The sequence below is a fragment of the Pseudoxanthomonas sp. Root65 genome (assembly GCF_001427635.1).
In the GTDB taxonomy this organism is placed as follows: domain Bacteria; phylum Pseudomonadota; class Gammaproteobacteria; order Xanthomonadales; family Xanthomonadaceae; genus Pseudoxanthomonas_A.
In genome coordinates, this window is sequence record NZ_LMHA01000001.1 from 1,008,532 (window position 1) to 1,029,420 (window position 20,889).

The 20,889-nt window shown below is 67.9% G+C and carries 13 protein-coding genes; 6 read left to right on the forward strand and 7 right to left on the reverse strand.

Features of this window, described 5'->3' with window-relative positions:
- Positions 1–358 precede the first annotated feature (358 nt).
- Positions 359–1,132, forward strand: a complete 774-nt coding sequence (locus ASD77_RS18015; protein ID WP_156383466.1) for a hypothetical protein — start codon at positions 359–361, stop codon at positions 1,130–1,132.
- A 339-nt stretch (positions 1,133–1,471) separates the two neighbouring features.
- On the opposite strand, the gene aceE is transcribed toward ASD77_RS18015, so the two are convergent.
- Positions 1,472–4,165, reverse strand: a complete 2,694-nt coding sequence (gene aceE / locus ASD77_RS04435) for a pyruvate dehydrogenase (acetyl-transferring), homodimeric type (RefSeq protein WP_055937876.1) — start codon at positions 4,163–4,165, stop codon at positions 1,472–1,474.
- 232 nt (positions 4,166–4,397) lie between these two features.
- Between aceE and ASD77_RS04440 the strand changes: the two genes are divergently transcribed.
- The 4 genes from ASD77_RS04440 to ASD77_RS04455 all read left to right on the forward strand — a co-directional run bounded on the left by ASD77_RS04440 (position 4,398) and on the right by ASD77_RS04455 (position 7,714).
- On the forward strand, positions 4,398–6,425 hold the full coding sequence (locus ASD77_RS04440; protein WP_162247588.1) for a SpoIIE family protein phosphatase: 2,028 nt from the start codon (positions 4,398–4,400) through the stop codon (positions 6,423–6,425).
- Positions 6,397–6,834, forward strand: coding sequence for an ATP-binding protein (locus tag ASD77_RS04445; RefSeq protein ID WP_055937882.1), 438 nt, complete (start codon positions 6,397–6,399; stop codon positions 6,832–6,834). Before ASD77_RS04440 ends, ASD77_RS04445 begins: the two co-directional genes overlap by 29 nt.
- Positions 6,831–7,217, forward strand: a complete 387-nt coding sequence (locus ASD77_RS04450) for an STAS domain-containing protein (RefSeq protein WP_055937886.1) — start codon at positions 6,831–6,833, stop codon at positions 7,215–7,217. The genes ASD77_RS04445 and ASD77_RS04450 overlap by 4 nt, the downstream gene beginning before the upstream one ends.
- Positions 7,218–7,327: 110 nt before the next feature.
- A complete protein-coding gene (locus ASD77_RS04455) occupies positions 7,328–7,714 on the forward strand; it encodes an STAS domain-containing protein (RefSeq protein WP_055937889.1) in 387 nt (128 codons plus the stop codon).
- A 162-nt stretch (positions 7,715–7,876) separates the two neighbouring features.
- Here the strand turns inward: ASD77_RS04455 and ASD77_RS04460 are convergent, their stop codons facing one another.
- The 4 genes from ASD77_RS04460 to ASD77_RS04475 all read right to left on the reverse strand — a co-directional run bounded on the left by ASD77_RS04460 (position 7,877) and on the right by ASD77_RS04475 (position 16,079).
- On the reverse strand, positions 7,877–10,174 hold the full coding sequence (locus ASD77_RS04460) for an NADP-dependent malic enzyme (protein ID WP_055937893.1): 2,298 nt from the start codon (positions 10,172–10,174) through the stop codon (positions 7,877–7,879).
- Positions 10,175–10,289: 115 nt separating this feature from the next.
- Complete coding sequence (locus ASD77_RS04465) at positions 10,290–11,582, reverse strand: hypothetical protein (protein ID WP_055937897.1); 1,293 nt, start codon at positions 11,580–11,582, stop codon at positions 10,290–10,292.
- Between the two features lie 25 nt (positions 11,583–11,607).
- Entirely contained in the window at positions 11,608–14,685 is a 3,078-nt protein-coding gene (locus tag ASD77_RS04470; protein ID WP_055937900.1) for a TonB-dependent receptor, read from the reverse strand.
- A 38-nt stretch (positions 14,686–14,723) separates the two neighbouring features.
- Positions 14,724–16,079: a dicarboxylate/amino acid:cation symporter gene (locus ASD77_RS04475; protein WP_055937902.1), complete on the reverse strand. Its 1,356-nt coding sequence runs from the start codon at positions 16,077–16,079 to the stop codon at positions 14,724–14,726.
- Between the two features lie 133 nt (positions 16,080–16,212).
- Here ASD77_RS04475 and ASD77_RS04480 point away from each other — a divergent pair, with 133 nt between their 5' ends.
- Positions 16,213–18,858, forward strand: a complete 2,646-nt coding sequence (locus ASD77_RS04480) for a PAS-domain containing protein (RefSeq protein WP_055937905.1) — start codon at positions 16,213–16,215, stop codon at positions 18,856–18,858.
- Positions 18,859–18,864: 6 nt separating this feature from the next.
- Here ASD77_RS04480 and ASD77_RS04485 read toward each other — a convergent pair whose 3' ends face one another.
- Both ASD77_RS04485 and ASD77_RS04490 read right to left on the reverse strand, forming a co-directional pair.
- Complete coding sequence (locus tag ASD77_RS04485; RefSeq protein WP_055937908.1) at positions 18,865–19,509, reverse strand: response regulator transcription factor; 645 nt, start codon at positions 19,507–19,509, stop codon at positions 18,865–18,867.
- Positions 19,510–19,615: 106 nt separating this feature from the next.
- Positions 19,616–20,866 carry a flavohemoglobin expression-modulating QEGLA motif protein gene (locus tag ASD77_RS04490; protein ID WP_055937911.1) on the reverse strand — a complete coding sequence of 417 codons (1,251 nt, stop codon included), beginning with the start codon at positions 20,864–20,866 and terminating at the stop codon, positions 19,616–19,618.
- Between the last annotated feature and the right edge of the window lie 23 nt (positions 20,867–20,889).

Here is a 20,889-nt window from a genome sequence, read left to right on the forward strand (position 1 = left end):
CCTGATTGTCAGCCGACTCGCTGCGTATAACGAGCCTTGCGAGTTGGCAACGCCGAATGCTGCTATGAACTTCCGATGTCGCCAAATGGAGCTCATTTCCTAAGACCGCCATAGAAGGTCGGCTAGAACCCGCCAAAGCTAAACGCAGGGCGACCACCACATCATGTGGTTTGAGAACGAGTTGCTTCATTCCAGCCTCGAATTCAACATTCGCGAATTGCGAACACCGAGTTTAGGAGCTTCACAAAGAATGTCAAACCTCTTAGGCCACAATGGAAAATAGCTCCGCGGTTGACATGCGCCAAAACCAAGAATAAGTTTAAGATATACGTCGTTAAAGTATAAGGATATCTCGCTCATGGCAAGCCCACGCAAAAAGAGTCCCCGAGCCCCCTCAATCGCACTCGATGAAGCGATTGATCGAGTCAACAAGGTCTACGGCAAGGAGCGCAGGCACGCTGTTCCCACGGACGTTGTGGCGCAGGATCTCGGTTACAAGAGCGCGAATAACGGGGCGGCACTCTCTATGCTCGCTTCATTGCGGTACTACGGATTGCTTGAGCGACCGAAGGATGGGCACTTGGCTGTCAGCAAGGAATTCGAAAGCTATACGTATGCACCCAACGAGAGCATGCGAGCCAAGATCTTGCATCAGTGGCTTCGCACACCACCTATTTTCGCCGAGATGCTTGATAAGTACGCGGAACACTTGCCTTCTGATGCAACCCTTCGCTACGACCTCATACAGCAAGGGTTTACGCCTGCCGGAGCCGAGTCATTTATCCAAGTGTTCCGCCGATCCGTGAGCTTCGCTGGCACGCCAGCAGAGGTAGAAGATGGGTCGCCAAACGTTGAGGTGAGATCAGAGGACTCGTCTCAGCCCATCGCGCAGGCAGTTCCGGTCGTAGATCCCGCTGTAAATACCCAGCGTCAGGGAGACCCCCCTACGATGGCCGAGCTTGTGACGGCCCCGAACTCAATCCCGGATGCCGCAGGGATGGATCAGATTCCCGTTCGCCTTGGGCGTGGTCGGAGAGCTTGGTTGGTGGTTCCACAACCCTTCTACAACGCGGACAAAGAGCGCCTTAAGGCTCAAATCGATCTTTTGCTGGCGGACGACGACGAAGGCTAGATATGCCAGGAAAGAACAGCGGGGTCGCAGGGAGATTTGCTCTCCTTGTAGACCCACCAACGCGATGCGCGGCGAAGATATCTACTTAAGTTTTGCTGACATTGCGACTTTTCGTCGAATAGAAGCTATCGATGCATCGAGTCGCTGGAGCCAATCGCACGTCTCGGAATGCTGCTCACGAGGCTATGGAACCTAGCCACAATGGTTCGTATGTCATGCACACGTGTGTGGACTAGTAGCGAGTAGGCTAGCTATGACAGGTTTTAGTGGGCAGGTGCGCTATCAGGAAAGGCACAAAAAAAGGGCGCCTGTTTGGCGCCCTTTCTCCCGCACTAAAGATCAAACCCCAACCGGGTTCGCCTTCTCCACATCGATCTTGTACTGCTTGATCGCGCGGGACACGTCCTTGGCGGTCATCTTGCCTTCCTTCGCCAGCGCGGCGATGGCGGCGTGGGCGATGTAGTAGCGGTCCACCTCGAAGTGGCGGCGCAGGTTGGCGCGGGTGTCGCTGCGGCCGAAGCCGTCCGTGCCCAGCACCGTGTACGACGCCGGCACGAAGGCGCGGATCTGGTCGCTGTAGGCGCGCACGTAGTCGGTCGCGGCGATCACCGGGCCCTGGCGGCCTTCCAGCAGCTCGGTCACGTATGCCTTGCGCGGCGACTTGGCTTCCGGATTCAGGCGATTCCAGCGCTCGGCGTCGAACCCGTCGCGACGCAGCTCGTTGAAGCTGGGGCACGACCAGATGTCGGCGGTCACGCCGAAATCCTTGTCCAGCAACTCGGCCGCCGCGATCGCCTCGCGCAGGATGGTGCCGCTGCCCAGCAGCTGCACGCGCAGCTCGCCCTTCTTCGGCTTGCCCGCGTCGGTGAGCAGGTACATGCCCTTGATGATGCCCTCGGCGGCGCCTTCCGGCATCTCCGGGTGGGTGTAGTTCTCGTTCATGAGCGTGACGTAGTAGTACTCGTCCACCTGCTCCTGCAGCATCTTCTGCATGCCGTGCTGCAGCACCACCGCCACCTCGAAACCGAAGGTCGGGTCGTAGCTGCGCACGTTGGGAATGCTGCCGGCGATGACGTGGCTGAAGCCATCCTCGTGCTGCAGGCCTTCACCGTTCAACGTGGTGCGGCCGGCGGTGCCGCCGAGCAGGAAGCCGCGCGTGCGCATGTCGGCCGCCTGCCAGGCGATGTCGCCGATGCGCTGGAAACCGAACATCGAGTAATAGATGTAGAACGGCAGCATCGGCACGTTGCTGACCGAATAGCTGGTGCCCGCGGCCATCCACGACGACATCGCGCCCGGCTCGCTGATGCCCTGCTGCAGCACCTGGCCGGACTGGTCCTCGCGGTAGTACATCAGCTGGTCGGCATCGACCGGCTTGTACTTCTGGCCGAACGGCGCGTAGATGCCGATCTGGCGGAACATGCCTTCCATGCCGAACGTGCGCGCCTCGTCGGCGACGATCGGCACCAGGCGCGGGCCGACCTGCTTGTCGCGCAGCGCGATGTTCAGGCCCTGCACGAACGCCATGGTGGTGGAGATCTCGCGCTCGCCGGTGCTCTTGAGCAGGCGGTCGAAGGCGTCCAGCTTGGGCGTCTCGAACGACTCGCTGGCCTTGCGGCGACGCTGCGGCAGGTAGCCGCCCAGCGCGGCGCGCCGCGACTTGAGGTACTGGATTTCCGGCGAATCCTCGCCCGGGTGGTAGAACGGCACCTGCGCCGACTCTTCCAGCTGCTTGTCGCTGACCGGGATGTTGAAGCGGTCGCGGAACGTGCGGATGGCTTCGTCGTCCAGCTTCTTGGTCTGGTGGGTCGGGTTGAGCGATTCGCCCGCCGAGCCCATGCCGTAGCCCTTCACCGTCTTGGCCAGGATCACCGTGGGCATGCCCTTGGTGTTCACCGCCTCGTGGTAGGCCGCGTAGACCTTGTGCGGATCGTGGCCGCCGCGGTTGAGGCGCCAGATGTCGTCGTCGGACAGGTTGGCGACCATCGCCGCCGTCTCCGGGTACTTGCCGAAGAAGTTGTCGCGCGTGTACTTGCCGCCGAACGCCTTGCAGTTCTGGTACTCGCCGTCGACGGTTTCCATCATCAGCTTCTTCAGCATGCCGGTGGTGTCGCGGGCGAGGAGCGGATCCCAGTAGCTGCCCCACAGCAGCTTGATGACGTTCCAGCCGCCGCCGCGGAACACGCCTTCCAGTTCCTGGATGATCTTGCCGTTGCCGCGCACCGGGCCGTCCAGGCGCTGCAGGTTGCAGTTGACGACGAAGATCAGGTTGTCCAGACCTTCGCGGCCGGCCAGCGCGATGGCGCCCAGGGTTTCCGGCTCGTCGCTCTCGCCGTCGCCGATGAAGCACCACACCTTGCGGTCGGACTTCTCGATCAGGCCGCGGTGCTCCAGGTACTTCATGAACTGTGCCTGGTAGATCGCCGCCAGCGGGCCCAGGCCCATCGACACGGTCGGGGTCTGCCAGTAATCGGGCATCAGCCACGGATGCGGGTACGACGAGATGCCCTGGCCGTCGACTTCCATTCGGAAGTTGTCGAGCTGCTGCTCGCTGATGCGGCCTTCCAGGAACGAGCGCGCGTAGATGCCCGGCGCGCTGTGGCCCTGGATGAAGAGCAGGTCGCCGGGATGGCTGTCGCTCGGCGCACGCCAGAAGTGGTTGAAGCCGACGTCGTACAGCGTGGCGCCGGAGGCGAAGCTGGCGATGTGGCCACCCAGGTCGCCGGGCTTGCGGTTGGCGCGCACCACGGTGGCCATCGCGTTCCAGCGGATGATCGAACGGATGCGCCATTCCAGCGCGGCGTCACCGGGGCTCTTGGCCTCGTTCTGCGGCGCGATGGTGTTGACGTATTCGGTGGTGGGCGAGAACGGCAGGTAGGCACCGGCGCGACGCGTGACTTCGACCATGCCTTCGAGCAACTGGTGAGCACGCAGGGCACCGTTCTTCTCGATCACCGCCTGCATGGAATCGATCCATTCGCGGGATTCCTGCGGATCCGGATCGCTCTGCAACATCTCGTTCAACCAGTTCATTCCCACTCCTGTTGCGCCACGCGTGGGGCGCGGCGGTGCCGTTCTTGTAGAGCCTTGAAGTGTAACGCACGCACCCCGCGCGGGACCTGGCTACGCAGGCGTATGGAAAGGACATTGCGTGCCTGTCCCGGGACAACCACCACACCAAAATCAGACCTTTGGATTATTGCGATGCAGCACGCGGCGCGGGCGTATGATCGGCCTCCAGGGGAAGGCAGCGATCGGGATCGGCATGCGCAACGCAGTGCCCAACGATGTCGTGCCAGTGCAGGATGCCGGTGCCGCGCACTGGCGCAGCAGCCTGCGCACGCGCATCGCCCTGTGGGCGGGCCTGGTCAACGTGGTGCTGCTGGTGCTGCTGGTGCTGGCGACGGCGTGGTTCGCGCGCCGCATGATCCTGGAGGATGCGCGCCGCGACACCCATGCGACCGCGCAGGAGGCGGCGCAGCGGCTCGACGGCGCGCTGCACGTGGTGACCATCACCACTCAGGGCATGTCCGACCTGGTCGGCAGTGCGCAACTGTCGCCCGACGAACTGGTCACCACGCTGCGCGCGATGGTGAAGGCCACGCCGGGCTGCGCCGGGGGGCTGCTGATCCTGGAACCCCGCGAACGCGGCGACGCGCCCTTCGCCCGCTACGTGGCCCGCAACGGACGCGACCGCGATTTCGTTGCCGACGGCTATCCGTTCCGCGACCAGGGCTGGTACCAGCGCACCGTCGCCTCGCCCGGCGGCTGGTGGTCCGAACCCTATCTCAGCCAGACCGCCGGCCAGGTGTGGATGGTCACCTACAACATGCCGCTGCGCGAACCCGGCCGTGGCGCGCGCACGCGCGGCATGGTCAGCCTGGACCTCCCGCTGGCCAGCCTGACCGACCCGATCGACTCGCTGGCCCACCTGCCGGGCTGGCGGGTGTCGCTGGTCGCACCCGCCGGCACGCTGGCCCTGAATCCCGAAGTCGGCGTCGAGCGCCTGGAGACGCTGGACGAGTACATCGCCCGCGCCGGCCGCATCGACCTGCGCGACGCCGCGCAGGCGGTGCGCGTGCGCGGGCACCTGCAGCACGTGCACGTGGACGCCGTCAGCGGCGAGCGACGCTACACGGTGGTGGAGCCGATCGGCGACAGCGGCTGGAGCCTGCTGGTCGCGCAGTCGTACGACCTGATCACCGATCGTCTGGCGCAGGCGCTGTGGCTGCTGGTGGCGATCGGCACGCTGCTGGCACTGGTCTGCATGCTGGTGGTGAGCAAGCTGGCGCGCCACATCAGCCAGCCGGTGGAAGGCCTGTCGTCGGCCGCAGCGCGACTGGCGCATGGCGACTACGACGTGCCCGTGCCACACCTGGCTCGGCGCGACGAGGTGGGCCAGATGGCGCGCACGCTGGAGCAGGCCCGTGGCTCGATCCGGCAGCAGTTGCGCGAGATCGAGGACATGACCGCAGCCCGGCAGAAGCTGGAGAGCGAACTGTCGATCGCGCGCGAGATCCAGCAGGCGATGCTGCCGCCCGGCCTGGTGATCGACCGCGAACACGCGCACCTGGAAGCCTACGCGCGGCTGGAACCGGCCAAGGCGGTCGGCGGCGACTTCTACTGCTTCATCCAGACCGATCCGGACTGCCTGTGGTTCGCCATCGGCGACGTCTCCGACAAGGGCGTGCCGGCGGCGCTGTTCATGGCGCGCACCGTCACCGTGCTGGAAGTGGCGGCCAGTACCCATCCCTCGCCGGAACGCGTGCTGGCCGAAGCCTCGCGCCGGCTGGTGCAGGGCAACGACGCCTGCATGTTCGCCACCGTGCTGTGCGGGCGCGTGGACGTGCGCAGCGGGGCCTGCGTGCTGGCCAGCGCCGGCCACGACGCGCCGCTGCTGCTGCATGCCGACGGCCACCACGAACTGCTGCCGGTGCCGCCCGGCCCGCCGCTGGGCTTCGAGGTGGAAGACGCCTTCCCGCTGTGGTCGGGACAGCTGCCGGCGGGCGCCACCCTGCTGGCCTGGACCGACGGCATCACCGAGGCCTTCGACGTCGGCAACATCGCCTTCGGCGCGGAACGCATTCCCGAGGCGTTGCAGCCCGGTGTCACCGCCGGCGAACAGTGCGAGGCACTGATCGCCCGGGTTCATGCGTTTACCGATCCCGCCCCGCAATCGGACGACATCACCGCCCTGGCCATCCGTCGCCGGCTGGACAGCGGCGCCGCTTCCCCCGAAGCTCCGCCAACCCAGGAGAACGCAGATGCAGATGCGACTGTTCATCCCGCGTGAGCACGCGCGCGTGGACGACCTCAATGCTTCGCTGGAGGCCGTGCTGGCCAACAACGGCGTCAGCCGCGCGATCCAGGGCGACGTGCGGCTGATCGTCGAGGAACTGGCCAGCAACGCCATCGAGCACGGCGTGCCGCAGGGCCTGGACGATGAGGAACGCGAGCTGCGCGTGGACATCGCCATCCGCGGGCAGGTGCTGACCCTGGAATTCCGCGAGAGCGGCGCCGCCTTCAATCCGCTGGAACAGCCTGCGCCCGACCTGGATGTCGACATCCTGGACCGCCCGATCGGCGGCCTGGGCCTGCACATGATCCGGCAGGTGGCCGAAATGGCCACGTATCAGCGAATAGGTAACTACAACATCCTGCGCCTGTCCCTGCGCATCCCCACCGAGGAGACCTCCGCATGAGCCTGGACATCACCTTCCATCCCCCGGGCACGGGCAGCCAGCGCGTGTCGGTGCGCGGACGGCTCGACACGCACACCTACGAGGATCTGGACGAAGCCCTGGCGCCGTTGCTGAATCGCCAGATGCACTCGCTGGTGCTGGACCTGTCGGGGCTGGACTACATCAGCAGCGCCGGCATCCGTTCGATCTTCAAGGCGCGCAAGGCACTGGCCCCACACAGCGGCAAGGTGCTGCTGGTCAATCCGCAGCCGCAGATCCAGAAGGTGCTGGACATGGTCAAGGCGGTGCCTCTGAACGAGATCTTCTCGTCCACCGCCGAAGCCGATGCCTATCTCGACCTGATGCAGCGCCGGGTACTGGATGCCGCCGAGGACGACGACTGAGCCGTCCGCGCCACGGTCACCGCACTTCGTCTCACATTTGATTTACGATCCAGCGTCATGCCAATGCCGCGCCGGACACCACCTCCGGCAGACCCGCGACGACGAGATGCCTGATGACGCTGGAGATTGAGGTCTATCCGCCGGTCAACGGCAACCAGTACGTGCTGCTCGGCGGCCGGCTGGACACGCAGAGCCATGCCCAGCTCGACGACGCGCTGGCGCCGATGCTCGCCGCCCGCCCGCAGGCTCTGGTACTCGACCTGGCGCACTTGGACTACATCAGCAGCGCGGGCGTACGCAGCATCCTGAAGGCGCGCAAGGCACTGGCCCCGCACGAAGGCCGCCTGCTGGTGGTGCACCCGCAGGAACAGATCCGCAAGGTCATCGAGATCGTGCAGGCCGTGCCGATGGACGAGATCTTCGAATCCAGCGCCGACGCCGATGCCTACCTGGATGCGCTGCAACGGCGGATCCTGGATGGCGAGGAAGAAAGCTAGCAGGCGTAGAGATGTGGGATGTGGGAGCGACGTAAGTCGCGATGGACCACCGGTAACGCTTCATCGCGACTTACGTCGCTCCCACACCTCAACTCCCGGCCACCCGCAAAGAAAAACGCCCCGCATGCGGGGCGTTCTCCATGCCTGTCGTCCCGCCGCCGCTCAACCCGGCCCGTTGCGCTCGGCTTCGCGCTGCAGGCGGATCTGCGCATCGACGGCGGCGATGGCGGTCATGTTGATCACCCGGCGCGGGGTGGCGCTGGTGGTCAGGATGTGTACCGGCCGCGAGATGCCCATCAGGATCGGGCCGATCGCCACGCCGTCGGTGACCACGCGCACCATGTTGTAGGCGATGTTGGCCGCGTCCAGATTGGGCAGCACGAACAGGTTGGCGCGGCCGCTCAGCGTGCTGCCCGGCATGATGCGGTTGCGCAGGATCTCGTCCCACGCCGTGTCGCCCTGCATCTCGCCGTCGACGTTGAGGTCGGGCTTGCGCTTCAACAGCAGCTCGCGCACCTTGCGCATCTTCAGCGAGCCCGGCGTTTCGTGGCTGCCGAAGTTGGAATGCGACAGCAGCGCGATGCGCGGCTCGATGCCGAACAGCTTCAGGCGGTAAGCCGCCTGCAGCGTGGCCTCGGCGATCTGCTCGGCGGTCGGGTCGTCCTGCACGTGGGTGTCCAGGAAGAAATACGCGCCCTGGTTGTTGATCACGCCGGTCATCGCCGAAGTCGACTGCACGCCCGGGTCCAGCGGGATCACGCTGCGCACGTAGCCCAGCTTCTTGTGAAAGCGACCGACCAGGCCGGTGATCATCGCGTCGGCTTCGCCGCGCGCCACCATCACCGCCGCGATCAGCGTGGGCCGCGAACGCATCAGGTTCTTCGCCGCCGCCGGCGTCACGCCGCGGCGCGAGGTCAGCGCGTGGTAGTGCTGCCAGTAGTCGTTGAAGCGCGGATCGTCGTCCTGGTTGGTGATCTCGAAGTCGACGCCGGCGCGCATGCGCAGGCTCAGGCGCTGCAGGCGCGCCTCGATCACGTCCGGACGGCCGATCAGGATGGGGAACGCCAGGCCTTCGTCGATCACCGTCTGCACGGCGCGCAGCACGGTCTCTTCCTCGCCCTCGGCGTAGACCACGCGCTTCTTGTCGGCGCGCGCGCGGTCGTAGACCGGCTTCATCATCAGGCTGGTGCGGTAGACGAACTGGCCCAGCTTCTCGCGGTACGACCACATGTCGGCGATCGGACGCAGCGCGACACCACTGTCCATCGCCGCCTGCGCCACCGCCGCCGCCACTTCCACCAGCAGGCGCGGATCGAACGGACGCGGGATCAGGTATTCCGGACCGAAGCACGGCACGTCGTCGCCGTAGGCGCTGCCCAGGTCGGAGGCCTCGCGCCGCGCCAGCTTGGCGATGGCGTGCACGCAGGCGACCTTCATGTCCTCGTTGATGACCGTGGCGCCGACATCGAGCGCGCCGCGGAAGATGTACGGGAAGCAGAGCGCGTTGTTGACCTGGTTCGGATAGTCGCTGCGGCCGGTGCCGATGATGACGTCCGGGCGCACGGCCTTGGCATCGGCCGGCGAGATCTCGGGATTCGGGTTGGCCAGCGCCAGGATGACGGGTTTGTCCGCCATCGTGGCGACCATCTCCGGCTTGAGGATGCCGCCGGCCGACAGGCCCAGGAAGATGTCCGCGCCCTCCACGATCTCGGCCAGCGTGCGCTTGTCGGTGTCGCGCGCATAGCGCGCCTTGTCCGGGTCCAGGTTCGGGCGACCGGTGTAGATCACGCCATCGCGGTCGAAGGCCAGGATGTTCTCCGGCTTCAGGCCCAGCGCCACCAGCATGTCCAGGCAGGCGATGCCGGCGGCGCCGGCGCCGCTGGTGGCCAGCTTCACGTCACCGATCTTCTTGCCGATCACTTCCAGCGCGTTGACCACCGCCGCGCCGACGATGATCGCCGTGCCGTGCTGGTCGTCGTGGAACACCGGGATCTTCATCCGCTCGCGCAGCTTGCGCTCGACGATGAAGCACTCCGGCGCCTTGATGTCTTCCAGGTTGATGCCGCCGAAGGTCGGCTCCAGCGAGGCGATGATGTCGACCAGCTTGTCCGGATCGGTCTCGTCGATCTCGATGTCGAACACGTCGATGCCGGCGAACTTCTGGAACAGCACGCCCTTGCCTTCCATCACCGGCTTGCCGGCCAGCGCACCGATGTTGCCCAGGCCCAGCACGGCGGTGCCGTTGGTGACCACGGCCACCAGGTTGCCGCGCGCGGTGAGCTCGCTGGCGGCCTTCGGGTCCTCGACGATCGCCTCGCAGGCGTAGGCCACGCCCGGCGAGTAGGCCAGCGCCAGGTCGCGCTGGGTCAGCATCGGCTTGGTCGGTGCGACCTTGATCTTGCCGGGCGGAGACACGCGGTGGTATTCCAGCGCGGCCTGCTTGAAATCGTCGTTCGTCATTGCGGAAACGGTGCCTGTGATGAAGGCGGGGGAGTGGCGATTCTACCCCTTCCCCGCCGGGGCCGGACCCGGCCGATTGCGGCGCTGCATCACGCCATGCACATGCAGCGCAGGCTCAGGGCGCGATGAAGCGGCATTCGCCACGCACCTGCGACACGCGGCCGCAGGTCTCGGCGAACGCGGTCACGGCGGGACGCGTGCCGCTATCCAGCCACTGTTCGAGCACCTGCAACGCGCTTGCGTACGTCGCATCCTGCAGGCGGCTGTGGTCGCTTTCGTCGGTCAACGCCTGCAGCAGCAGGTCGCCGCGACCGGCGGCATCGACCGTGGCCTTGTAGGCCGCTTCGGCCTCGTACGACACGGTCGGATCATGGCGCGCATGCACGGTGACCGTCGGCAGCACGATCAGTCCGGACAGGTCGGCGTCGTAGGCCAGCGCGGCGACGGCGGCGGGATCGGCGCTGAAACGCTCGACGCCTGCGTTGAGCGCCGTATCGTCCTGCGAGCCCCGATACACCGTCTTCGCGTTGTCGAACGGATTGCGACCACCGAGCCGCTTCTGCACCACGTCCTGGAAGTGGAACGTGCCCCACGCCAGGTGCGCGACCAGCTGCTTCTCGGCCACACCGGTGACCGCGAGGATGTCGCGCAGCGTCGCCGCCTGCGCCGGTGTGCGCTTCGCGGCCGGCTGATCGACGCCGGTGCACGCATCCACGCGCCTGCGCAGCCCGTCGCGCGTCATCGTCATGCCGGCCGGCAGCCCCTGCCAGACCGGGTACTGCGCTTCATCGGCCGCCGGATGGTTGCGGCAGTAGTACTGATAGACCGCGCGCAGGTCGGCGCGGAAGCCGTAGCCGCGCGTGCCGCCGAACAGCAGGCCGTTGGTGGTCAGCACGCCGTCGTAGTTCGGGCGTCCGTCGATGTCGAGCGCGTACAGCTCTGCGGCCTTCGCCGCCACGTTGCCGCCCCACGACTGCCCATGCAGCAGCGTGCGCTCCGGCCGGCCCCAGCGCGTCCAGAAGGCGCGGCGACTGACGTCCACGTCGGCGGCCGCCATCCGCACGCCATAGCCGCCGCGGCGGTAGGTCGTGCCGATCCATGCATAACCCTCGCGCACCATCACCGCGAAGCGGTCGAGGTCTTCGGCGGAATCGCCTGCCTCCGGCGCGCCGAGCCGCGGCCCGCCGTGCGCATGCACGATGAGCCGCCGGTTCCAGGTGCGCGGCATCGCCACCATCATCCAGGCACCGTTCGCATCGCGGGCTTCGTAGCAGTCGATCTGCGGACTGGCGGACGCCGGGCATGCGATCGGCGCGAAAGCCGGTTCGGCTTCCGTCCCGGCCGCGCTGGCAGGCAGCGCGGCCGTGCCCAGCACGGCCAATGCAGCGACGATCCAGCGGCGGCTCATGCTTCGCATCGCGGGTGCAGACTCCTCAGAACGAACGGGCGATGTTGACGTACCAGTAGCGGCCCCACGGATTGTGCAGCGATCCGCGGTAACCGCCGTCGGCCAGCGACGGGCCCTCGTCGGTCAGGTCGCGCACGCCCAGGCGCACGGCGGTGCCGTCGGCGAAGCGGTACTGGCCGTACAGGTTGTGGGTCAGGCGCTGGTCGACCACCCACGGATCGCCCGAGATACCCAGCAGCTGCGGCTGCTCGAACGAACTCATGTACTGCGCCGAGTAGCCGACGCGCCAGGCGGACGTGTTCCAGGTCAGCGAGCCGCTGGCACGCCATTCCGGGCGGCCGTTCTGGCCGATCAGCTGGGTGGAGTCCGGCAACGGAGTCAGCGGATCGATCGTGCCGGCCGCACGCGCCGCATACAGCGCGTTGACGATGTCGCCCGGATCGCGGGTGAACTCCAGCAGGCGCGTGGCATTGAGGTTGACCGAGAACGAGCCGAAGCGCGTGCGCCGCAGCGACCAGTCCACGCCGAAGTCCAGGCCGCCGGCGGTCTGCGGTTGCAGGTTGATGAAGCGGTCGTTGATGGCGACCACGCGGCCCACCGGATCGATGCCGGTGCCGGCGAAGGCATCGATGTCTTCCTGCGTGGGCGCCTCGCGCACCACCAGGGGATTGCTGCCGCCGCCCACGCGTGCCAGGTAGTCCACCGTCAGCGCGGTCTGCGCCCCCAGCAGGCCGACGATCTGTTCCTGCTTGATCTTCCACCGGTCGACGGTGAAGGTGAAGTTGCCGAAGCGCTCGGGGATGAAGGTCGGCTGGAACACCAGGCCGAATGACGTGTTGGTGCTCTCCTCCGGTTCCAGGTCCGGATTGCCCGCCACCAGCAGCGACGCGCCCGCGGTGTTCTGGCCGCACGCGCTGAACGACGCGATGCGGCCGGCGCGCAGGTCGGCCTCGCAGCGGATGTGGTCCACGCCGCTGGCCAGGCGCGCGTACTGGGTGGCGTTGGTCTGCTCCAGGTTCGGCGCGCGGAAGCCTTCGGAGTAGGAGCCGCGCAGGCGCACGCCCTCCACCAGGTCCCACGCCAGCGCCACCTTGGGCTTGGCGACCGATCCGAAGTCGGAGTAATGCTCGTAGCGGCCGGCCAGCTGCATGTCCAGGCGATGCACCAGCGGAATGCCCATGTCCTCCGACACCAGGGGCACGGCGAATTCGACATACGCCGAGCCGACGTTGCGCGAGCCGCGCGTGTCGGGGTTCGGGCTGACCGCCGCCACGTTGCTGAGGTTGGTCTCGCCGGTGACCAGGTCGGTGAAGGTGTTGGTGCCGTCGAGGTTGGCATCGCGGTCGTCGCGCTGGGTCTCGCGGCGCGCTTCCGCACCGAACGCCATGCCGACGCTGCCGGCCGGCAGCGCAAACAGGTCGCCACGGCTCATCTTGAAATCGGCCATGGTCAGCGTGGTACGCGATTCGCGCACCAGGTCGAACACGATGCCGTCGATCGCCGCCTGCGAACTCGGCGAGCAGTCGCCATAGGTCGGCGTGGACACGCAGCCGCCACTGAACGGGTTGTAGGCATCCGGCGTGGCGAGCGCCAGCTGTTGCTGCAACAGCGTCATGTTGATGTTGGGCGAGCGGTCCTCGGCTTCGGCCTCGGAATACAGCAGCGCGGTCTCCCAGTTCCAGCCGTGCCAGTCGCCGCGCAGGCCGGCGAGGACGCGCGCCTGGTAGTTCTCCACGCGCACGCGCTGGAAGCCGGCGTCGACGTAGCGGTAGTTGCTCATCTGCACCGGCAGACCGGCCGCCGGCACGCCGGTCAGGCCGGGCAGGCGGTTCGGGTTGGGCGTGCCGTCGGGCAGCGTGGCGGCGCCGAAGGGGTTCCAGTAGTTGGTCGCGGGAATCCACAGGCTGTTGAGGTTGACCACCGGCGGCTGCGTGGCCTCGCTGACCGCATGGTAGAAGCCGATCTCGCCGAAGGCCTCGATGTTGTCGGCCACGTCGTAATGGCCGGTCAGGAACAGGTTGATGCGCTCCACCGACGGCCGCACGCTGGTGCCGTGGCGCGTGTCGTAGCGCATCTCGCGGTTGGTGGTGTTGAAGTTGTGGTTGCCGCTGGCCAGGCACAGGTCGTTGCCCAGGCTGACGCCGCAGCCGAAGCTCGACGGCTGCACGCGGAACGCACCGGCGGTGTTGGTCACCGCCGTCCCGTTGGAGCGGATCACCGCGCGCGGACCGACGGTGAGGCGCGCCCACGGCGTATGCGAGGAACGACCATCCAGCGCGGCCAGGCCGGCGAAATCCGGATAGTCGGCGAACAGCGCACGCAGGTCGTCGGTGGCGGTGAAGTCCTGGTCGTCCGCCATCAGCTCGGAACGGTCGGTGTAGTTCAGGAACAGCGAGACGTTGCCACGGTCGTAGTTGCGGCCAGCGAACAGGTTCACCTCGAACTCGTTCATGCCGGTGCCTTCCGCGCCGCCGTAGCGCGTGCTGGCGCTGACACCGTCGAAGTCGGTCTGCAGCACGGTGTTCACCACGCCGGCCACGGCATCGGCGCCGTAGATGGCGGCCGCACCGTCGAGCAGGATCTCCATGCGGTCCAGACCCGAGACCGGGATCGCATTGGAATTGAAGCTCTGCACCGGCACCGTGCCGGTGTCGGAGGTGCCCTGGCTGGTCGGGTGCTGCACCAGCCGGCGGCCGTTGAGCAGCACCAGCGTATTGCCGACGCCCAGCGAGCGCAGGTTGACCGAGTTGACGTCGCCGCGCGCGGCGTTGCTGGTCTGCGGGTTGTTGGACGCGTCGAACAGCACGTCGCCCATCTGCGGGATGGTGCGCATCAGTTCGTCGCCGGAGATCGCGCCGGCGGCGTCGATCTGTTCGGCGCCGACCACCATCACCGGCAGCGCGTCGGTGGTGGACGCGCCCTGGATGTGCGAGCCGACCACGGTGACCTTGTCGAGCGTGGTGGGCTCCTCGGCGGGTGCCGACTGCGGCGCCGGTTCGGCCGGCGGCGTGGCGTCCTGCGCCGCGGCGGCATGGATCACCGCAAGCAAGGCCAGGGTCAGACCGCTCCGCAACGGGGCGGAGCGTCGGTTGAACGTATGCATCTTTCAGTCCCTCCTCTGAAGACGTGGTGTGGCCGGCGTCAGTCGGCCGTAAGTCGTGTCGGGTCGCCCGGACCCGCGGCCGGATCCGGCGCGGCGGCGATCGGGGCGGATGGCCCGCCCAGCGCGCGCGCCAGCGCATCGCGGTCCAGCGCGTTCTCCCAGCGCGCGACCACCAGCGTGGCCACCGCGTTGCCGGTGAAATTGGTCAGCGAGCGGCACTCGCTCATGAAGCGGTCGATGCCGAGGATCAGCGCCATGCCGGCGACGGGCACTTCCGGCACCACCGCCAGCGTCGCCGCCAGCGTGATGAAGCCGGCGCCGGTCACGCCCGCGGCGCCCTTCGAGCTCAGCATCGCCACCAGCAGCAGCATGATCTGGTGGCCCAGGCTCAGTTCGGTATTGGTGGCCTGCGCGATGAACAGCGCGGCCAGCGTCATGTAGATGTTGGTGCCGTCCAGGTTGAACGAGTAGCCGGTCGGCACGACCAGGCCGACGACGGACTTCGACGCGCCGGCGCGCTCCATCTTCTCCATCAGCGACGGCAACGCGGATTCGGACGACGACGTCCCCAGCACCAGCAGCAGTTCGGCCTTGAGGTAACGGATCAGGCGGAAGATCGAGAACCCGCACCACCACGACACCAGGCCGAGGATGACGATCACGAACAGCAGCGAGGTGAGGTAGAACGAACCGACCAGCCACGCCAGGTTGACCAGCATGCCCACGCCGTACTTGCCGATGGTGAAGGCGATGGCGCCGAATGCGCCGATCGGCGCGGCGCGCATCAGGATGTGCACCAGCCGGAACACCGGGGTGGTCAGCGCCTCCAGCAGGGTCAGCACCGGCCGGCCCTTCTCGCCCACCAAGGCCAGCGACAGGCCGAACAGCACCGCCACGAACAGCACCTGCAGGATGTTGTCGCCCACCAGCGGACTGACCAGCGTCTTCGGGATGATGTCCATCAGGAAGCCGACCAACGACAGCTCGTGCGACTTCTGCACGTAGTCCTGCACCGCGGACTGGTCCAGGTCGGCCGGGTTGATGTTCATGCCGGCGCCGGGCTGCACCACGTGCGCCACCACCATGCCGATCACCAGCGCCAGCGTGGAGAAGAACAGGAAGTAGGCCATCGCCTTGGCGAACACGCGGCCCACGGTGCGCAGGTGGGTCATGCCGGCGATGCCGGTGACGATGGTCAGGAAGATCACCGGCGCGATGATCATCTTCACCAGCTTGATGAAGGCATCGCCCAGCGGCTTCATCGATTCGGCGAGCGCGGGCTCGAAGTGCCCCAGCAGCGCGCCCAGCACGATCGCCACGATCACCTGGAAGTACAGCTGCCTGTACAGCGGCTGGCGCGGCGGCGGCACGAAGGGCGTATCGGCCAGATGCATGGCAGGACTCCGGGGCGGATGGCGTCGCCCACGGAACCGGGGCCGACATGTTGTACCCCCGCATCGCCGCGGCACCGATAACCTATTGGTACTAGCCGGCGCGGATGCAGCGGCACGCCCGTAGACTTGCCCCATGCCGCGCGTCCGCCGCCACCGCCTGATCCTGCTCGTCGCACTGGCGATCCTCGGCGGTGCCGGCGTGGTCATGGCGCTGGCCTATCACTGGGCGGGCGCACGCGCGCAGCGCGCCGAGACCGCGCAGCTGGCACGCCAGCTCGACCTGCACGCGCAGGCACTGCAGCAGCGCATCGATCGCTACCGCACGCTGCCGCAAGTATTGGCGCAGGACCCCGACCTGCGCGCGGCGCTGACCTCGCCGGTGGACGACGCGCGCCGCACTGCGCTCAACCAGCGCCTGGAAGACGCCAACAGCGTCACCCGCTCCTCCACGCTGACGCTGATCGACCGCCACGGCATCGCGCTGGCGGCCAGCAACTGGCGCGAGCCCACCAGCAACGTCGGCGAGGACTACAGCTTCCGGCCGTACGTGAAGCAGGCGCTGCGCGACGGGCGCGGCCAGTTCTACGGCATCGGCCTGACCACGGGCGAGCCCGGCTACTTCCTCTCGCAGGCGATCACCGGCGACGACGGTGCGGTCGCCGGCCTGGTCGTCATCAAGATCGAACTCGACGCGCTGGAACAGGAATGGCTGCAGACCCCGGACATCGTGCTGGTCAGCGACGCGCACGGGGTGATCTTCCTGGCCAGCCAGGATGCCTGGCGCTATCGCACGCTGCGGCCGCTGAGCGACGCCGACCGCCGCGAGCTCACCGCCACGCGCCAGTACGCGCGACAGACCCTGCGTCCGCTGCAGGTGCAGGACCTGTCGGCGCCGGGCGAGGGCGCGCGGCGCGTGCAGCTGCGTGATCCGCTGCTGCCCGGCGCCGTGCTGTGGCAGTCGATCGCGCTGCCGGAAGAAGGCTGGCAGCTGCACCTGCTGCACGACGCGTCGGCGATCACCGCCGCCGGACGCAGCGCCGCGCTGGCGGCCGGCGGCGGCTGGCTGGCGCTGGCGTTCCTCGCACTCTTCATGCAGCAGCGCCGCCGCATCGCCCTGCTGCAGCGGCGCAGCCGCGAGGAACTGGAAGCGGTGCTGCAGCAGCACGCACAGGAACTGCGCACCGCGCAGGACGGCATCGTCGAAGCCGCGCGCTCGGCCGACGCCGGCCTCAGCCGCAGCCTGGAACACCTGCCCCAAGGCGTGGTCATCATCGACGCCGACCTGCGGCTGGTGGCGTGGAACTCGCGCTACATGGAGCTTTTCCGCTTCCCGCCCGACCTGATCCATGTCGGCCGGCCGATCGAGGACGTGTTCCGCCACAACGCGCGGCGCGGCCTGCTCGGTCCCGGCCCGGTGGAAGACGCGATCCAGCGTCGTCTCGACCACCTGCGCAGCGGCAAGCCGCACATGCGCGAGAGCGAGAAGGACGATGGCGTGGTGCTGGAGATCCGCGGCAACCCGCTGCCCGATGGCGGCTTCGTCACCAGCTACGCCGACATCACCAGCTACAAGAACGCCGCGCGCGAACTGCGCTCGCTGGCCGATGCGCTGGAGCACCGGGTCGAGGAACGCACACGCGCCTTGGCCGACGCCACCCGCGCCGCCGAGAACGCCAACCGCTACAAGACCCGCTTCGTCGCCTCGGCCGTGCACGACCTGCTGCAGCCGCTGAACGCCGCGCGCATGTTCGTCTCGGCGCTGCGCGGCCGCCTGCACGACGACGAGGCACGCCGCATCGCCGACCACGTCGACAACGCCCTCGCCGCGCAGGACGCCATCCTCAACAGCCTGCTCGACATCGCCCGGCTGGAATCCGGCGCGCTGCCGACCCGCGTGCGCGATTTCGCGCTGGCGCCGCTGCTGGAAACGCTGGTTCGCGAGTTCGGCATGGTCGCCGAAGCGCGCGGCCTCGCCCTCGACAACGTGCCCACGCGTCTGGTCGTCCGCAGCGACGAAGCGCTGCTGCGCCGCATCCTGCAGAACTTCCTCTCCAACGCGATCCGCTACACGCCGCGCGGACGGGTGCTGCTGGGCGTGCGCCGCCAGGGCGAGCGCGTGCGCGTCGAGGTGCACGACCAGGGACCGGGCATTCCCGAGAGCCTGCAGGCGGAGATCTTCGAGGAGTTCCGCCGCCTGAACGACGGCGTGGCCAACGATCGCGGGGCAGGTCTCGGCCTGGCCATCGTGGAACGCATCGGCCGACTGCTGGGGCACCGCATCGGCCTGCGCTCGCAGCTGAGGCGTGGCAGCGTGTTCTGGGTGGACCTGCCGCGTGGCGTCGCCGGCGCCGTCATCGCCGATGCGACATCGCCACCGGCCGAGGTCGACGACGGTTCGCCGCTGCGCGGCCGCCACGTGTGGTGCGTGGACGACGACCCGCGCGTCTGCGACGCCACGCGGGCGCTGCTCGAGCGCTGGGAATGCGACGTGGGCCTGGCCGCCGGGCCGGAGGCTGCGATGGCGGCGGCGACACCGGGCGGATCGCCCGACCTGCTGCTGCTCGATGTACGGCTGGGCGACACCGACGGACCGACGCTCTACACGCGCCTGTGCGAACGCTGGGGCAGTGCGCCGCCGGTGATCCTGGTGACCGCCGAGCGCGACGAGGCGATGCGCGCGCTGGCGCTGGAGCGCGGCTGGGGCTTCCTGGCCAAGCCGGTGAAACCCGCGGCGCTGCGCGCACTGATGACCCAGCTGCACGTGCGCCGCGCGCGCTGAGCCGGCTCACTCGACCGGCGGGCCTTCCGGTTCCAGCGATTTCACTAGCACCGCCGCCTGCGTGCGGCTGTGGCATTCCAGCTTCTTCAGGATCGCGGTGACGTGCACCTTCACCGTGTTCTCGGCCAGGCCCAGCTCGTGCGCGATCTGTTTGTTGAGCAGGCCGTCGGCCAGGCACAGCAGCACGCGGAACTGCTGCGGCGTCAGCTGCGCCAGGCGCGCGGCGAGCGCGGCATCCTGCTCCGAGCGTTCGACGGTCAGCGGCGGAAACCACGCGCCGCCATCGAGCACCGCCGCCACCGCCTCGCCGATGGTCTCGGCCGGCGAGGACTTGGGAATGAAGCCCGCCGCGCCGAACTGCTGTGCGCGCCGGATCACCCGCGGGTGTTCGTTCGACGAGATGACCACCACCGGCACCTCGGGATGTTCGCCGCGCACATGCAGCAGCGCTGAGAACCCGTGCGCGCCCGGCATGGTCAGGTCCAGCAGCACCAGGTCGGTGTCGGGCCGCGCTTCCAGCGCCTGCCCCAGGCTGGCGGCGCTGGCCGCCTCGGTCACGGTCGCGCCGGGCAACGCCTCGCGCAGCGCATGGATCACCGCCGTGCGGAACAGCGGATGGTCGTCGGCAACGAGGATGGCGGGCGCGCTCATGCCGCCAGTGTGCCATCGGCGCGCGCGACGGCGGGTAGCACTTTGTGGCTAGGGCCCCGTCGGTGCCTGCCGCGTCAGCGGGAATGTCCGCAACGCGCGATGCGGCTCACGACAGCGTGGGCGCGTCTTCCGACAGCTTGTCCAGGCGGATGCGGTTGGCGAACAGCGAGAACGCCAGCATGCCGGCCAGTCCGTTGGCGCGGCTGACCCAGCGCGGCAGCCAGCGCGGCGGCGCCAGCACGCCGGCCTCGAACATCGGCTCGAACGTGGCCACGTCGTCCAGCGTCATCTTGCCGGCGAACAGGCGCCGGCACAGGCGCAGGCGGTCCTGCTGCAGCGAATGGCGGAAGAACGTGTGCACGCCGATCAACCCGCGCAGGTACACGGTGTCCTTGGTGAACGCCGCGCCGCCGGTGGTGGGCACGCCGCGGAACACGCGCTGCGCGGAGGAAAAGCTCTCGGCCGGGTTCTGCCCTGCGTCGGTGAAGTAGCGGAAGACCTCGATGAAGTCGGCGCCGGCCAGCGCCATCGCCACCGCCTCGATGCGCAGGCTGATGCGCTTCATCCGTTCTATGTCGATGCTGCCGGTGATCTGCTCGGCGAACGTGGCCAGTCCTTCCTGAGTGGCGGTCACGCGCGGCGAGGCCAGCGCCAGGCTGGGCAGCACGGTCTGCTCGCGTCCGTTCAACGCGGTCAGCGAGTGCACCAGCGCCTCGTGCTGCAGCAGCTGGCGGCGATCGTAGTCGCTGAAGGCGGCGCCGTGGCGCAGGCGGATGCGCGTCGCCCCGGCGGCGGCCTTGGCGATCAGCTGGCGGTCCAGTTCCACCGTGATCACGCGGCCATCGAAGAAATCGTCCAGGTCCGCCTGCAACTGCAACTGCAGCGCGGTGGCCGACACCGGCACCTGTTCTTCCGGCGCCAGCAGCTCGTGGTCCAGTTCGTTGGCGATGGCGATGAAGTGGCCGGCGGCATCGCGCGTGGTCGGGCCGTCGCCGGGCAGGCATTCCTCCGGCGTGCCGAACAGCGCGATCGAGTGCGTGGTCACCGCTGGCGTGCCCAGGGCCTCCAGCAGCTGCGCCGCGATATCCCAGCTGTGCACGGACGCGCGCAGGTAGCCGCCGAGGGGATGGTGTTCGTCGGCCGCGGCGGCGATGGAGGCCAGTTCGCGGCGCGCCTCGCCGAAGTCCAGGCGCGGATACGCGATCACCGGCAGCTGCGGCTGTCCGCGCGCGAACCCGTCCAGGAACGGCGCCTGCACGTCCGCCGGCCAGCTCGCCAGGCTGAGCAGCTTGATGCCGCGCACGGCCTTGACCAGGCGCGCATCGAGCGCGGCGTGATGGGCGATGTCAGGCTGCATGGGGCTCCTCCCTGCCGACACTC